Origin of the sequence: Stenotrophomonas sp. STM01 (genome assembly GCF_014852135.1) — a bacterium.
Classification (GTDB): Bacteria; Pseudomonadota; Gammaproteobacteria; order Xanthomonadales; family Xanthomonadaceae; genus Stenotrophomonas; species Stenotrophomonas capsici.
On sequence record NZ_JACVBA010000004.1, the window covers coordinates 1 to 15,296 of the forward strand.

Below are 15,296 nucleotides of genomic sequence, written 5' to 3' on the forward strand. Positions count from 1 at the left end.
GCCGGCTTTTCCGTTTCGTCAACACCTCGTTTCGAGGAAGTTGACTCAACTGCTTCTCCGGCGCCCGAAGGCATCTCGTTGAAGCGAGCCGCCTACTTTAGCAGGCTTTTCGTTTCCGTCAACACCTTTTTGCGAGGCGGTGACTTCGAACTTTCCCTGCGCTGCGCCTCTTGCGAGGCCCCTGCGTCGGGGGAAGGAAAGTATGTGCTTCTTTTGCGGCTTTGTGAAGGGGGTGTGGAGGCTTTTTCTTACTTTTGTTTGGGCGGCCTGTTCTGAGGCCGCCCAAGGCGGTGAGACAGCGCCTGCTCCCCCCACACATATAAGGAGCGCTACGACCCTCCCCTCACCCCAGCCCCTCTCCCGCTTGCGGGAGAGGGGCTTTTCTGCCGCGAGCCGGGAGATCACGAGCCCGGAGATCCCTGGTGTGCTGGGTTCGGGCTCAGCCGGCGACCAGCAGGACGCGGGCGAAGGTGCGCTTGCCCACCTGCAGCAGGCCTTCGAAGCCCGGCTGCAGGACGGTCTGTGCGTCTTCGATCACTTCGCCATCCACCTTGACCGCACGTTCCTTGAGCTTGCGCGAGGCTTCGGAGTTGCTGGGGGTCAGGCCCGCAGCGGTCAGCAAGGCGCCGATACGCAGGCCTTCGGCCGGCACGGTGACTTCCTGCAGCGGCAGCTGGGTGATGTCGCCCTGCCCGGTCACCGCCGCGTTCCAACCGGCAATGGCCTGCTCGGCGGCGGCGGCATCATGGAAACGGGTAGTCAGTTCGCGCGCCAGACGCAGCTTGATCTCGCGCGGATTGATCGTGCCGGCTTCAACGTCGGCACGCAGCTGCTTGGCTTCGGCAATGGAGATGTCGAAGCTGAGCAGGTCGATCCAGCGCCACATCAAGGTGTCGTCCACCTTCATGGTCTTGGTGACGATGTCGATGGCCGGTTCGCTGATGCCGATGTAATTGCCCAGCGACTTGGACATCTTGTTGACGCCGTCCAGGCCTTCCAGCAGCGGCATCGTCAGCACGATCTGCGGTTTCTGCCCGTAATGCTCCTGCAGGCCACGACCCATCAGCAGGTTGAACTTCTGGTCGGTGCCGCCGAGTTCAACGTCCGCTTCCAGTGCCACCGAGTCGTAACCCTGCACCAGCGGGTAGAGGAATTCATGGATGGCGATGGATTGCTGGGCGGCATAGCGCTTGGCGAAGTCGTCGCGCTCGAGCATGCGCGCGACGGTGTGCTGGCCGGCCAGGCGGATCATGTCCGCCGCGCCCATCTTGCCGAACCACTCCGAGTTGAAGCGGACTTCGGTCTTGTCGCGGTCCAGCACCTTGAACACCTGCTCCTCATAGGTGCGGGCGTTGGCGAGCACGTCTTCCTTGCTGAGCGGCTTGCGGGTCAGGCTCTTGCCGGAGGGGTCGCCGATCATGCCGGTGAAGTCGCCGATCAGGAAAATGACCTGGTGGCCGAGGTCCTGGAACTGGCGCAGCTTGTTGAGCAGCACGGTGTGGCCCAGGTGCAGGTCCGGGGCGGTGGGATCGAAGCCAGCCTTCACGCGCAACGGGCGACCACTCTCCAGGCGCTGGCGCAATTCATCCAACTTGAGGATTTCATCGGCTCCGCGGCCGATCAGGGCAAGGGCTTCATCAATGGGGGACACGCTAAAACTCCCGGCTTCGCCGTTAAAAACATGAATGGTGTTAAGTGCAAGTTAACCACGCCGGCAGATCGAAAAGCCATATGGCTCAATGGTTTGACGCGGTATTGATAGGTGTCTATGTTACCCCCGTTTGAGCCCGCGCTCCGGGCCGGTCAGAGAAACCACCGATGGCACAATCCGATCATGGCGATGCGCGCAAGCAGCGCATCCAGGAACGACGCAACGTCCTGCACGACACGGCCCTGCATCGGAGGCTCAAGGATCATCTTCCCGCCGCGTTCAACGAACGCTGGACACGGCGCCATTGGATCCACGCCAGCCTGTTCGTGACCATCGGCGCGCTCGCCGCGACGATCGTGCCGGGGTTCTCCAATTCCATCGACAACCCCCTGCCCGCCTCGCATGCCTCGTTGGCACTGCCCTTGCCGCCGCTGGCGCTGGCACGCCAGGGCGAAACGCCCGGGGACAGCTGGCAGATCCTGCGCGTGCAGCGTGGCCAGACCCTGAGCGACCTGTTCGAAGCGGCCGGCGTGCCGGCCACGGTGATGCACCGCGTGCTGGAACACCCCGGCACCCGCGAGGTGCTGACCCGGCTCAAGCCCGGCACCGAGCTGGCGTTCGACCTGCCGGTGAACGGCAGCCTGCGCACCCTCCGGTTTGACCGTGATGCCAGCCACCGCGTCGAACTCTCCCTGCGCGATGACCAGATCAGCGAGAAGGTGACCGAACGGGCGACGAGCACCCGGACGGTGGTCGCCAGTGGCGAGATCACCAGTTCGCTGTACGCCTCCGCGCGCCGCGCCGGGCTCTCGCCCTCGGCCATCGCCACGATGACCGACGAGATCTTCAAGTACGACATCGACTTCTCCAAGGACCTGCAGCCGGGCGACCGCTTCAGCGTGGTGATGGACGAGACCTGGCGCGAAGGCGAGCGCATCGACACCAGCAAGATCCTGGCGGCCACGTTCAACACCGGGGGCAAGACCTACACCGGCTTCCGCTTCGAGCGCGGCGGCAAGTTCGAGTACTACGACATCAACGGGCGGCCGCTGAAGAAGAGCTTCATCCGCATGCCGATCCCGTTCGCGCGGTTGAGCTCCAACTTCGGCGCGCGCCGGCACCCGGTGCTGGGCACCATGCGCATGCACAAGGGCGTGGACTATGCCGCGCGCACCGGCACCCCGATCATGGCCGCCGGTGATGCCCGCGTGCAGTTCGCCGGCACCCAGCGCGGTTATGGCAACGTGGTGATCCTGGACCACGGGCGCGGCTACACCACGCTGTACGGCCACATGTCGCGCCTGGGCAGCTACCGCACCGGGGCGCGCGTGCCGCAGGGCGCGGTGATCGGCTACGTCGGCTCGACCGGCCTGGCCACCGGCCCGCACCTGCACTACGAATTCCGCGTCAATGGCCAGCACCGCAACCCGCTGTCGGTGACGATGCCGCCGCCGGAACCGCTCAAGGGCGCTGAACTGGCGGCGTTCCGTGCGCAGACCGCGCCGGCCATGGCGCGGATCCGCGGCATGGAGGAAGCCATCTACGCCGATGCCGGCAGCGCCACGCCGGCGCCGACGCAGACCGCCAGCGCGGCGGCACCGACCGGCAAGCGCGGCTGATCCAACCGCCGCGCGTTGACGCCACGGGCAGGGGGCTTGAAGCTTCCCTGCCCGTTTTCATCCGGCTTCCGCCATGACCGCCATTGATCCCCGCCTGCCGTTGTTCCTTGGCCTGATGTCCGGCACCAGTGCCGATGGCATCGATGCCGCGTTGGTGCAGTTCCCGACCGAAGGCGGGTGCCATTTCGTGCAAGGCCATACCCATGACTGGGAGGCGGACACGCGCGCGGCACTGATCGCGTTGGGCCAGGGCCATGAGCCGGCCTCGCTGGATACGCTGGGGCAACTGGATGCACAGGTCGGGATGGCGTTCGCCGCGGCTGCCAACCGGTTGCTGGCCAGTGCCGGCGTGGACGCCCGGCAGGTGCGCGCGATCGGCTCGCATGGGCAGACCATCCGCCACCGGCCACTGGCCGCGCCGGGGTTCACCTGGCAGATCGGCGATGCCAACCGCATCGCGGAGTTGACCGGCATCACCACGGTGGCCGACTTCCGCCGCCGCGACGTGGCCGCCGGTGGCCAAGGCGCGCCGCTGATGCCGGCCTTCCACCTGGCCATGCTGGGCAGCACCGACGAGGACCGTGCCGTGCTGAACCTGGGGGGCATCGGCAACCTGAGCCTGATCGCCCGTGACGGCAGCCTGCGGGGCTTCGACACCGGACCGGCCAACGCGCTGCTCGATGGTTGGTGCCATCGGCATCTGGGACAGGCCTTCGATGCCGATGGCGCGTTCGCGGCCAGCGGCCAGGTCGATGAAGGCCTGCTGGCGCGCCTGCTGGCCGAACCGTGGTTTGCCCTGCCACCGCCGAAAAGCACCGGCCGCGAACAGTTCCACCTGGCCTGGGTGGAGGCGCGCTTCGACGGCCGGCCACTGGCACCGGCCGACGTGCAGGCCACCTTGCTGGAACTGACCGCTGCCACCGTGGCGGACGCGTTGCTGACCCACCTGCCGCAGGTGCGGCGCCTGCTGGTCTGCGGCGGCGGCGTGCGCAACCCGCCGTTGCTGCGCCGGTTGCAGGCTCGCTTGCCGGGGGTGGTGATCGGCTCCAGCGCCGAACAGGGGCTGGACCCGGATTACATGGAAGCGATGGGCTTTGCGTGGCTGGCGCAGCAGACGCTGGCGGGGTTGCCGGGCAACCTGCCCAGCGTCAGCGGGGCCCGTGGGCCGCGGATCCTGGGCGCGATCCATCCGGCCTGAGGCGGCTTGACTGGGCGGAGATTGCATCCACGCCAATGCGCGGGGAAAGCGCTGCTGGCCAGCCTGCGGGCTACAGGTCGGCGCCGGCGGGCAGTTCGTGCAGGGCCTTGATGGCTTCGGTGAGGACGTCGACTTCGCGGTTCTCGAAGCCGCTGCGGACTTCGTGCTCGCTGGAGAACAGCCCCTGTTCGAGCAGGATCAGGCAGGTCTGCTCATGGGTCCAGCCGCGCGCCACCGCCAGGCGGCGGATGCGCTCAAACAACAGCGGGTCGATATCCCGCAAGGTCACTTCGGCCATGTCCACCACGTCAACGGTCCGGTGGATCCCCCGGCGGCATCATCAGCGAGGCGGCCGGGGGATTCAATACGAACCGGCCGGCGGTTCAGCCGGCCTCGACAACCCGGGTGGTGGCATCCACCTCGCGGCGCAGCCACCAGGCCATCAGCAGGCCCGGCATGCCGACCACCACCGAGACCAGGAAGAACACCTGCCAGCCATAGGCATCGGCCAGGACACCGGCGAACGGCCCGACGAACACCCGCCCCAGCGTGGCGAAGGCCGACAACAGCGCGTAATGGGTCGCCGAGAAGCGGGTGCCGCACAGGCCACTGAGCAGCGCCACGAACGCCGCCGTGCCCATGCCGCCGGCGAAGTTGTCCAGGCTCAGCGCGAACAGCAGCAGGCCGTCCATCGGCGTGGGCGTGTCCAGGTGCACGATCAGCAGGTTGAAGGCGGGCACTTCCACCGTACCCCAGGCGCCTGCGCCCTCGCGGGCCAGCAGGTAGAACCCCAGGTTGGAGACCAGCTGCAGCACCCCGAAGGCGATCACCGCCGTGGACAGGCGCAGGCGCAGCAGGAAGAAGCCGCCGACGATGGCGCCGACGATGGTCATCAGCAGGCCGATGGTCTTGTTGGCCAGCCCCACCTCGGCCTGGCTGAAGTGCATGCCCTTGAGCAGGAACGGCGTGGACAGGCTCAGCGCGAAGGCGTCGCCGACCTTGTACAGCACCACCAGCGCGAGGAAGGCGCCGGCACCGCGCATGCCGAAATAGCTGCGCAGCGAGGCGTTGAGGGTTTCGAAGCGCACCCAGCGGGTTACCCCCAGGCCCAGCACCATTGCCGCTGCGATCTGGGTGATGACGAACACCAGCCGCACCCAGCGGTCGCTGCTTTCCGGGTCCAGCCCGACCAGCACCAGCAGCTGGTGTGCCAGCCAGGCCCCCGCCGCCACGCCAAGCACCAGCGCCAGGAACCCCCACACTTCACTGCTGGCCTTGGAGACCGGTGCCTTGAAGCGTGCCGGCAGCGGCGGCATCAGCACCAGCGCCAGCACGCCGACCACGGCCGCCAGGCTCGCCATGACCCGGTACACCTGCGGCCAGCTCTGCCACTGCTCGGCCCAGATCAGGGTGATGCCACCGGACAGGACCATGGCCAGTCGATAGCCAAGGACGGTCAGCGAGCCGCCCAGGCCGCGTTCGGCCGGCTGCAGCAGGTCGGTGCGGTAGGCATCGATCACCACGTCCAGGGTGGCCGACAGGCAGGCCACCACCACCGCCACGGAAGCGAACAGGCCCAGGTTGCGCGAGGGCGAGAGCGAACTCATCACCAGCAGCGCCGCGGCCAGGGCAAACAGCATCAGCACGATCCAGCCGCGCCGGCGGCCGAGCAACGGCAGGTCGAAGCGGTCGATCAGCGGCGCCCACAGGAACTTGAACGTGTACGGGATGCCGATCAGGGACAGGAAGCCCAGGGTGACCAGGTCCAGGCCTTCCACCGTAAGCCACGCCTGCATGGCGCCGCCGGTCAGCGCCAGCGGCAGGCCGGAGGCGAAGCCCAGCAGCAGGATCACGAACAGGCGGCGCAGCCGCGGCAGGCCGCGATGCGGGGCCTCCACCAGCGCTTCGGTCACAGGTCGTAGTCCACGCTGAACGGGGCGTGGTCGGAGAATCGCTGGCCGGTGTAGATCGAGCAGCCGCGCAGGCGATCACGCAGCCCCGGGGTGACGAACTGGTAGTCGATGCGCCAACCGACATTGTTGGCCCGGGCCGCGCCGCGGTTGCTCCACCAGGTGTAGTCCTCGCCGGTGGGGTTCAGCGCGCGGTAGGCGTCCACCCAGCCGCGGCCGGTGGCCGGGTCGGCGTGCTCGGGCAGGTCGGCGCATAAGCCATTCAGCCAGTCGCGCTCCTCGGGCAGGCAGCCGGAGTTCTTCTGGTTGGACTTCCAGTTCTTGATGTCCAGCGCACTGCGCACGATGTTCCAGTCCCCACACAGCACGTAGTCCCGGCCGCTGGCCAGCCACTGGTCCAGCACCGGGCGCAGCCACTCCATGACCTCGAACTTGAAGCCCTGGCGCAGCTCGCCGGAGGAACCGGAGGGGATGTAGAAGGACACCACGCTCAGGTTGCCGAAGCGGGCCTCGATGTAGCGGCCCTCGTCGTCGAACGGCGCCCAGCCCAGCCCGGTGCGCACCTCGTCCGGTTCGCGCCTGCTCCAGATCGCCACGCCGCTGTAGCCCTTCTTGGTGATGGCGTCGCGGTAGAAGCAGTGGTGGCCGTCCGGGCGGAACAGCGCGTCGGTCAGCTGCGACTCCTGCGCCTTGGTCTCCTGGATGCAGAGCACGTCGGACTGCTGCCCCAGGAACCACTCGCTGAAGCCCTTGGTGGTTGCCGAACGGATGCCGTTGGCGTTGAAGCTGGTGATACGCATAGCTGGCCTATATTGTTGTTTTATCGAGCCTAATCAGGCCATCTGGCGCCGATGTCGGCACCGCGGCCGCCTTCAGACCGAAAGAAGCACAAAGAATGGGCATCATGCCTTGCCGCTGCTTTCATTTGCCAGCGCCAGCGGGGCACGACGGCGCAGGGGATGTCGCGCGGGGGCCGCGCCGCTACAGCGGCCACGAAGCATGTGGGAGAGAGAGCAGTATCTATTCAGCGCTGGGGTGAGGAGTCCCATGGATTCCCGCACAGTCCCGCACAGTCCCGCTGAGTCCCGTGGATTCCCGCAGAGTCACATGTACTCCCGATAAGTCCCACGGAATAGGTGGATTCCCGCGGGGTCAGACCATGCCTCCCCTGGGGCTGCAGGAATGGTCATAGACAAATCCAAATCCATTCAAATATCTATTCAAATAGCTATTCTCGTGCACGTAGAATGATTCCATGAACTCGCCTCCTGCCACGCTTGCGACATTGCTGGCCTATCTTCGCACCCAGTCTTCGGCCAGTGCGGCGGAGATCGGTGCCGCGCTGGGCGTGAGCCAGCCCACGGTGTCGCGCCTGATCGCAGCAGCGGCCGACCAGGTTGCCCGTATCGGCAAGGCCCGCAGCACCCGCTATGCGGCCACCCGACAGGTCGGCCGCAACGGCAGCATTTGGCCCCTGTACCGGCTGGATGCGACGAGCAAAGGTGTGCGGCTGGGCCAACTGCAGGCGCTGCACGACGGCGGCTACCTGTTCATCGCCGATATGCCCTGCCCGGCGTTCTTCATCGGCGATTTCCGTGACGGCCGCTATCCCGGGCTGCCCTGGTTCATCGATGACCAACGCCCGCAGGGTTTCCTCGGGCGCGCGTTCGCACGTCGGATCGCGGACGACATCCACGTGGATGCCGTGCTGGACCACTGGACGCCCGACGATTACGCCATTGCCATCCTGCAGTACGGAACCGACCCACCGGGCGACCTTGTGCTGGGTGATGTCGCCTATCGACGTGCGGTGCAGCAGATCTTCGAGCCCACCCACGTCATTGCGGATGAAGCGCGGGAGCAGGCCTACCTGCACCTGGCGGATGAGGCGATGGCCGGTGACGCGCCGGGCTCCTCGGCCGGTGGCGAACAGCCCAAGTTCACCGTCACCCTGAAGAGCGGCGAGCAGTTGCGCGCAGCCATCGTCAAGTTCAGCGAACGCGCAGACACCGATGCGGCGCGACGCTGGGCCGACCTGTTGCGCTGCGAACACATCGCCGGCCAAGTGATGCGCAAGCACGGCCTGCCAGCAGCCAGCAGCCAGCGCATCGAGGCCGGCGGACGGGTGTTCCTGGAGTCCGAGCGCTTCGATCGAGGCCCGGAATTGTGGCGCCGTGGGTTTGTTTCGCTGGCCGCGTTGGACGCCGATTTCTATGGCCACGGGCGCATCCACTGGTGGCGGTTCGCCGGCCAGCTGCAGCGGGACGGGTGGATCGGCGCGGACGATGCGCGCCTGCTGACCATCGCCTCGCTGTTCGGTGAGCTGATCGGCAACACCGACATGCACCTGGGCAATGCGGCGCTGGTGCTGGACGTCGATCGTCCGCTCGCCCTCGCGCCGATGTACGACATGCTGCCCATGCTGTTCCGGCCGGGCAGCGGCGGCGAGATCGTTCCACGCGAGCTCGAGATCCGCCCGCCGCTTCCCGAGCAGCGGGCGGAATGGTTGGCCGCCGCCGCCGCCGCGGAGGACTTCTGGAGCCAGGTGATTGCCTGCCAGCAGGTGACCGAAGGCTTCCGCCCGATCGCACGGCAGGCATGGGCCAAGGTGGCGCGTGCCCGCGAACTGCTGGCCTGAGCCCACCCCGTCCCCCTCAGGCAACCGCCAGCAAGGCCTCCGTCGCCAGCATTCGCCGTAGCCATGCATTAACCTAGTGCCCTTCAAACGACGACTAGAAAGTGGATTTTCATGAGTGACCACCGTTCCCGCTTCCTGCAGCTGGCGCTGAATGCCGACGCCCTGCGTTTTGGCCAGTTCACCCTCAAGTCCGGCCGCTCCAGCCCGTACTTCTTCAACGCCGGCCGTTTCGACACCGGACTGGCCCTGGCCCAGCTGGGCAACTGCTATGCCGATGCCATCGAGGCGTCCGGGGTGGCCTACGACCAGTTGTTCGGGCCGGCCTACAAGGGCATCCCGCTGGCCACCGCCATCGCCTGCGAGTTCTCCCACCGCGGCCGCGACCTGCCGCTGACCTTCAACCGCAAGGAGGCCAAGGACCACGGCGAGGGCGGCAGCCTGATCGGCGCCGACATGGCCGGCCGCCGCATCCTGATCGTCGATGACGTGATCACCGCCGGCACCGCCATCCGCGAGGCGCTGGCCATCATCCGCGAGGCCAACGGCATCCCGGCCGGCATCGTGGTGGCCCTGGACCGCCAGGAGATCGCCTCGGAAGAAGACCGCCGCTCGGCCGCCCAGGCCGTGGCCGCTGAAACCGGCATTCCGGTGATCGCGGTGGCCAACCTGGCCGACCTGCTTGCATTCGCCTCCGGGAACCCGGAACTTGTCGGCTATCGCGAACCGTTGCTGGCCTACCGTGCCCGCTACGGGAGCAATCCGACAGGCTGATCGCAGGGGGCTGCCATGACGCTGATTCCTTCCCGGACAGGTACCACCGCACTGGCGCTGCTGGCAGCGCTGGCGCTGCCGGTGTCCGCGCAGAACAAGCCGGCCGACGCCGGCAAGAAGCTGTATTGCTGGAACCAGGGGGGCGAACGCATCTGCTCGGACACGCTGCCGAGCGAGGCGGTCAACAGCGCGCGCGAGGAATTCAACGCACGCAGCGGCACCCGCAGTGCCGAGGTCCAGCGTGCGCTCACCGCCGAGGAACGCGCCGATGCGGCACTGGCGCGGGCCCAGGCGGAGGTGGACGCCGCCGCGGTGGAAACGCGCAAACGCACCGAGCAGGCGATGCTGTCCACCTATGGCAGCGAGGATGCGTTGCGCCGCGTGTTCAACGAGCGCGTCGCCATCGTCGACAACAACATCAAGACCGCGGCCTACAACGTGACCAGCCTGCGCGAAGCGCTGGCGGCGCAGCTGGCATCGGCCGGCAACAAGGAACTGGCCGGGCAGAAGGTGGCCGACAAGCAGGCCCAGGACATCCGCCAGCGCCATGGCGAACTGCTGGCCCAACTGCGCCTGCAGGGGGCCTTCGAGGCCCAGCGCAGGGCGCTGGACGTGGAGATCGCCCAGACCCTGGCCCGCTACCGTGAGCTCAAGGGCATCACCGCGCCGGCCGACGCGCCGCCGGCACCGGCCGCCGCCCCGGCACCGGCGCAGGGATGACCGACGCGTCCTGAGTCATGTGAACCCAAGCGGCCTTCGGGCCGCTTTTCTTTTGCCCGGCCGAAGGTGCCCGCTCCCCTCGATGAGGTGCATCGCACCCGGCAGGAGCGTGGGGCGCGGTGACCACATCGCGCGCCGTGCCAGACAATGCGGCGTTCCCCCACTTTTTATGTGCTTTTTACGCCAATCCCTGCCCGTCGGCGTCGAACGTTTACGCCCTGCGGGAGGACGATGCCGGCCTTGAACGGGGTGATCGGCGTATCCAAGACCGGTGCCCTGCCCTTCCATCAACGGGCATCGGCCATCCGGTGCCCCTACCGAGGTGTTCCATGCCCGGCTGGCTTTCCCTGTTGTGCGGCGTGGTGGTGCTGATCGCCGCCGCCTACCTGCTGTACGCGGTCCTGCGACCCGAGTCGTTCTGAGGACCGCGCCATGACCGAAACCCTTGTCATCCTGTTGGCCGGCATCGCGCTGGCCTGGCCGTTGGGGCTGTACCTGGCGCGGCTGATGCGCGGCACGCCCATGCGCATCGACATCCTGTTCCACTGGATCGAGAAGCCGCTGTACCGCGTGCTCGGCGTGGACCCGACCCATTCCATGTCCTGGCGTGGCTACGTGCTCGCCTTCCTGATCAGCAACCTGGTGCTGGCCGTGCTGACCCAGGCGGTGTTCATGACCCAGGCCTGGCTGCCGTTCAACCCGGACAACATCCCCAACCTGCGCTGGGACACCGCGCTGCACACGATGGTGTCGTTCCTGACCAACACCAACCAGCAGCACTACAGCGGTCAGGCACAGCTGTCCTACCTGTCGCAGATGACCGGCATCACCGGCCTGCAGGTGATCACGCCGATGATGGGCCTGGCGCTGGCGGTGGCCACGCTGCGTGCGTTGTTCGCCAAGGCGCCGGCGGCCACCGCCGCCGACACCCATACGCCGGTACGCGTCACCGTCGGCAATTACTACGCCGACGTGGTGCGCCTGTGCCTGCGCTTCCTGTTGCCGCTGTGCCTGCTGTGGGCGCTGCTGCTGACCTGGCAGGGCGTGCCGTCCACCCTGGCCGCGGGCCCGCAGGCCACGCCGATCGATGCCAGCGCCGGCATGGCGACGCAGAAGATCCCGCTGGGCCCGGTGGCGGCGATGGTGGCGGCCAAGCAGTTGGGTGCCAACGGGGGCGGCTGGTACGGACCCAACAGCAGCGTGCCGCTGGAGAACCCGACGCCGCTGTCCAATGCACTGGAACTGGTCGGCATTGTGCTGATCCCGATCGCGATCATCTTCATGATCGGCCGCTTCACCGGGCGCCGGAAGTTCGCGGCACTGGTGTTCGGCTGCATGCTCGGCATGTCGCTGCTGTCCACCTTCGCCAGCCTGTGGTCCGAGGGCCACAGCGCCACCGCCGCCAGCGCACTGCTGATGGAGGGCAAGGAAACCCGCTTCGGCGCGGATGGCACCGCGCTGTGGGCCACGCTCACCACCCAGGTGCAGAACGGCTCGGTCAACGGCATGCAGGACTCGATGAGCCCCCTGACCGGCCTGGTATCGCTGGTCAACATGCTGGTCAGCGCGATCTGGGGCGGCATTGGCTGCGGGTTGCAGCAGTTCCTGGTCTACATCCTGATGGCAGTGTTCCTGGCCGGGCTGATGACCGGGCGCACGCCGGAACTGTTCGGCCGCAAGCTGGAAACCCCGCAGGTGCGACTGCTGGCGGTGCTGGTGCTGCTGCAGCCGATCACCCTGCTCGGCCTGACCGCACTGACGCTGGCCCTGCCCGGCCTGGCCGGCACCTCCAACCCCGACTTCCACGGCATCAGCCAGGTGTTCTACGAGTTCACCTCCGCCTATGCCAACAACGGCTCGGGGTTTGAAGGGCTGGCCGACAACACCCTCTGGTGGAACCTGAGCTGCGCGCTGGTGCTGGCCCTGGGCCGTTTCCCCGTGCTGATCATTCCGCTGGTCATCGCCTGCCAACTGGCGGCCAAGCGGCAGGCCCCGCAGAGCGCGGGCAGCCTGCAGATCGAAACCCCGACCTTCGCGCTGACCCTGGTCTGCGTGATCGTCATCCTCACCGTGCTGCAGTTCATGCCGGCATTGGTCCTCGGCCCGGTGGCCGACCACCTGAGCCTGGCACTGCAGGGAGCCTGATCCCCATGAATGCTTCTGTTCCACATGCCGGCGTACGCCGCCCCGCCCTGCTCGATGCCGCCGGCTGGCGGCGGGCACTGCTGGAATCGGTGCGCAAGCTCGCCCCGGCCCACCTGCTGCACAACCCGGTGATGGCCATCGTCATGGCCGGCACGCTGCTGGCCTTGCTGCTCACCCTCAGCGGCAATGCACCGCTGGGCTTTGGCCTGGCCGTCACCGCGATCCTGCTGGTGACGGTGCTGTTCGGCAATTTCGCCGAAGCCGTCGCCGAGGCGCGTGGCCGCGGCCAGGCCGCGTCGCTGCGGCGCGCACGCCAGGACCTGGTCGCACGCCGCCTGGCCACCGCGCTGGCCGGTGCAGGCGAGGACAAGGTCGCTGCCGCCGAACTGCGCCCGGGTGACCTGGTGATCATCAGCGCCGGCGAGTTCGTGCCGGCCGATGGCGAGATCGTGCGCGGCCTGGCCACCATCAACGAAGCCGCCGTCACCGGCGAATCGGCCCCGGTGCTGCGCGAGGCCAACACCGACCGTTCCGGCGTGATCGGTGGCACCAAGGTGCTGTCCGACGAGATCGTGGTGCGCGTCACCGCCGAGCCCGGCCACAGCTTCCTGGACCGCATGATCGCGCTGGTGGAAGGCGCCAACCGCCAGAAGACGCCCAACGAGATCGCCCTGACGCTGCTGCTGGCGGCGATGTCGCTGACCTTCCTGGTGGTGGTGGCGACGTTGCCGGCCATCGCCGGTTTCGTTGGCGTGACGCTGGACCCGCTGCTGCTGATCGCATTGCTGGTGTGCCTGATCCCGACCACCATCGGCGGCCTGCTGCCGGCCATCGGCATCGCCGGCATGAACCGCGCGTTGCAGGCCAACGTGCTGGCCAAGTCCGGCAAGGCGGTGGAGGTGGCCGGCGACGTGGACGTGCTGCTGCTCGACAAGACCGGCACCATCACCTACGGCGACCGCCAGGCATCGGCCTTCCACGCGCTGGCCGGCATCAACGGCGACCAGCTGCGCGAGGCGGCGCTGCTGTCCTCGCTGGCCGACCCGACCCCGGAAGGCAAGTCCATCGTGCGGTTGGCGCGCGAGCAGGGCTGCGCCACCGCTGAACCGGAGACGGCCGACTACCTGGCCTTCTCCGCGCAGACCCGCATGTCCGGCGTGGACCTGGCCGGCGGCCGCAGCATCCGCAAGGGCGCGGCTGACGCGATCACCGCGCATGTGCTCGCACTGGGTGGCAACGTACCCAACGAACTGCAGGCGCGCGTGGACCAGGTCGCGCGCGGCGGCGCCACGCCGCTGGTGGTCAGCGAAGGCCGGCACGTACTCGGCGTGGTGGAGCTGGCCGACGTGGTCAAGCACGGCATGCGCGAGAAGTTCGCGCAGCTGCGCGCGATGGGCATCCGCACGGTGATGATCACCGGCGACAACCCGCTGACCGCCGCGGCCATCGCCGCCGAGGCCGGCGTGGACGACTACATCGCCCAGGCCCGGCCCGAGGACAAGCTGGCGCGCATCCGCAGCGAGCAGGCCGGCGGCCGGCTGGTGGCGATGGTCGGCGACGGCACCAACGATGCGCCGGCACTGGCGCAGGCCGACATCGGCCTGGCGATGAACTCCGGCACGCAGGCGGCCAAGGAGGCCGGCAACATGGTCGACCTGGACTCGGACCCGGCCAAGCTGCTGGCGGTGGTGGAAGTGGGCAAGCAGCAGCTGATCACGCGCGGCGCGCTGACCACCTTCTCGCTGGCCAACGACGTGTCCAAGTACTTCGCGATCCTGCCGGCGCTGTTCGTGGCCGCCATTCCCTCGATGCACGCGCTGGACGTGATGCAGCTGTCCAGCCCGCGCAACGCGGTGCTGGCCGCACTGATCTTCAACGCGCTGGTGATCCCGGCCTTGATCCCGCTGGCGCTGCGCGGGGTGCGCTTCCGCCCGGCCACTGCCACCGCGCTGCTGCGCCGGAACATGCTGGTGTACGGGCTGGGCGGCGTGCTGCTTCCCTTTGCGGCCATCAAGGCCATCGACCTTCTTCTTGCCATGGTGTTCGGCGCATGAAATCCACGACTTCCACTCTCCTCTGGCGCCCGGCCATCGGCCTGTCGCTGTTCGGCCTGATCGGCACCGGGCTGGTCTATGCCATCGTCGCCACCGGCATCGCCGGCGTGCTGTTCCCCGCCCAGGCCGATGGCAGCCTGCTGCGTGATGGCGATGGCACGGTGCGCGCTTCGTTGCTGGTCGCGCAGCCGTTCAAGGGCGATGGCTACTTCCAGGCACGTCCATCGGCGGCCAACTACGATCCGATGGCCGCTGCCGGCAGCAACCTGGCGCGCAGCAACCCGGACCTGGCCAAACGCGTGGCGGATGCCACCGCCGCCGTCGCGACCCGCGAGAACATCGCCCCGGCGAAGGTGCCGGGCGAACTGGCCACCCAGTCCGGCAGCGGCCTGGACCCGGAGCTCTCGCCGGCCGCCGTACAGGTGCAGGTGGCCCGCGTCGCACGGGCACGCGGCTGGCCGGTCGAACGCGTGCAGGCAGTGGTGGAGGCGCAGGTGCAGGGCCGCCAATGGGGCGTGTTTGGCCAACCACGGATCAACGTGGTCGCGCTCAACCGCAGGTTGGACGAGGCCATGCATGCCCCGTGATGC

Annotated in this window: 14 protein-coding genes; 10 read left to right on the forward strand and 4 right to left on the reverse strand. The window is 67.9% G+C overall.

Annotated features, from left to right (window positions below):
• Positions 1-276: hypothetical protein (locus tag IB227_RS18540; RefSeq protein ID WP_225591929.1), on the forward strand; the 276-nt coding region annotated here is incomplete at its 5' end.
• A gap of 163 nt (positions 277-439) precedes the next feature.
• Here the strand turns inward: IB227_RS18540 and tyrS are convergent.
• A complete protein-coding gene (tyrS, locus tag IB227_RS16010) occupies positions 440-1,651 on the reverse strand; it encodes a tyrosine--tRNA ligase (protein ID WP_192288210.1) in 1,212 nt (403 codons plus the stop codon).
• Between the two features lie 167 nt (positions 1,652-1,818).
• On the opposite strand from tyrS, the gene IB227_RS16015 reads away from it, so the two are divergent.
• Positions 1,819-3,270 (forward strand): peptidoglycan DD-metalloendopeptidase family protein, encoded by a 1,452-nt coding sequence (locus IB227_RS16015; protein WP_132862624.1) that lies wholly within the window; start codon positions 1,819-1,821, stop codon positions 3,268-3,270.
• A gap of 73 nt (positions 3,271-3,343) precedes the next feature.
• Positions 3,344-4,468 (forward strand): anhydro-N-acetylmuramic acid kinase, encoded by a 1,125-nt coding sequence (locus IB227_RS16020; protein WP_192288211.1) that lies wholly within the window; start codon positions 3,344-3,346, stop codon positions 4,466-4,468.
• 70 nt (positions 4,469-4,538) lie between these two features.
• On the opposite strand, the gene IB227_RS16025 is transcribed toward IB227_RS16020, so the two are convergent.
• The 3 genes from IB227_RS16025 to IB227_RS16035 all read right to left on the reverse strand — a co-directional run bounded on the left by IB227_RS16025 (position 4,539) and on the right by IB227_RS16035 (position 7,178).
• Positions 4,539-4,766: a hypothetical protein gene (locus tag IB227_RS16025; RefSeq protein ID WP_132862622.1), complete on the reverse strand. Its 228-nt coding sequence runs from the start codon at positions 4,764-4,766 to the stop codon at positions 4,539-4,541.
• Positions 4,767-4,851: 85 nt separating this feature from the next.
• The gene (locus IB227_RS16030; RefSeq protein ID WP_192288212.1) at positions 4,852-6,381 is read right to left on the reverse strand and encodes an MFS transporter; all 1,530 of its coding nucleotides are present in this window, start codon (positions 6,379-6,381) and stop codon (positions 4,852-4,854) included.
• Positions 6,378-7,178 carry an exodeoxyribonuclease III gene (locus tag IB227_RS16035; RefSeq protein WP_192288213.1) on the reverse strand — a complete coding sequence of 267 codons (801 nt, stop codon included), beginning with the start codon at positions 7,176-7,178 and terminating at the stop codon, positions 6,378-6,380. Before IB227_RS16035 ends, IB227_RS16030 begins: the two co-directional genes overlap by 4 nt.
• A 455-nt stretch (positions 7,179-7,633) precedes the next feature.
• Between IB227_RS16035 and yjjJ the strand changes: the two genes are divergently transcribed.
• The 7 genes from yjjJ (at position 7,634) to kdpC (ending at position 15,293) form a co-directional block, all read left to right on the forward strand.
• Positions 7,634-9,016, forward strand: coding sequence for a type II toxin-antitoxin system HipA family toxin YjjJ (gene yjjJ, locus IB227_RS16040; RefSeq protein ID WP_192288214.1), 1,383 nt, complete (start codon positions 7,634-7,636; stop codon positions 9,014-9,016).
• Between the two features lie 111 nt (positions 9,017-9,127).
• Positions 9,128-9,787 (forward strand): orotate phosphoribosyltransferase, encoded by a 660-nt coding sequence (pyrE, locus tag IB227_RS16045; protein ID WP_192288215.1) that lies wholly within the window; start codon positions 9,128-9,130, stop codon positions 9,785-9,787.
• Positions 9,788-9,802: 15 nt separating this feature from the next.
• Complete coding sequence (locus tag IB227_RS16050; RefSeq protein WP_132862618.1) at positions 9,803-10,507, forward strand: hypothetical protein; 705 nt, start codon at positions 9,803-9,805, stop codon at positions 10,505-10,507.
• Between the two features lie 329 nt (positions 10,508-10,836).
• Positions 10,837-10,929 (forward strand): potassium-transporting ATPase subunit F, encoded by a 93-nt coding sequence (locus IB227_RS16055; RefSeq protein WP_057635969.1) that lies wholly within the window; start codon positions 10,837-10,839, stop codon positions 10,927-10,929.
• Between the two features lie 10 nt (positions 10,930-10,939).
• On the forward strand, positions 10,940-12,652 hold the full coding sequence (kdpA, locus tag IB227_RS16060; protein ID WP_192288216.1) for a potassium-transporting ATPase subunit KdpA: 1,713 nt from the start codon (positions 10,940-10,942) through the stop codon (positions 12,650-12,652).
• A 5-nt stretch (positions 12,653-12,657) separates the two neighbouring features.
• Entirely contained in the window at positions 12,658-14,706 is a 2,049-nt protein-coding gene (gene kdpB, locus IB227_RS16065) for a potassium-transporting ATPase subunit KdpB (RefSeq protein ID WP_132862616.1), read from the forward strand.
• The gene (gene kdpC, locus IB227_RS16070) at positions 14,703-15,293 is read left to right on the forward strand and encodes a potassium-transporting ATPase subunit KdpC (RefSeq protein ID WP_192288217.1); all 591 of its coding nucleotides are present in this window, start codon (positions 14,703-14,705) and stop codon (positions 15,291-15,293) included. The genes kdpB and kdpC overlap by 4 nt, the downstream gene beginning before the upstream one ends.
• The last annotated feature ends 3 nt before the right edge of the window (positions 15,294-15,296 follow it).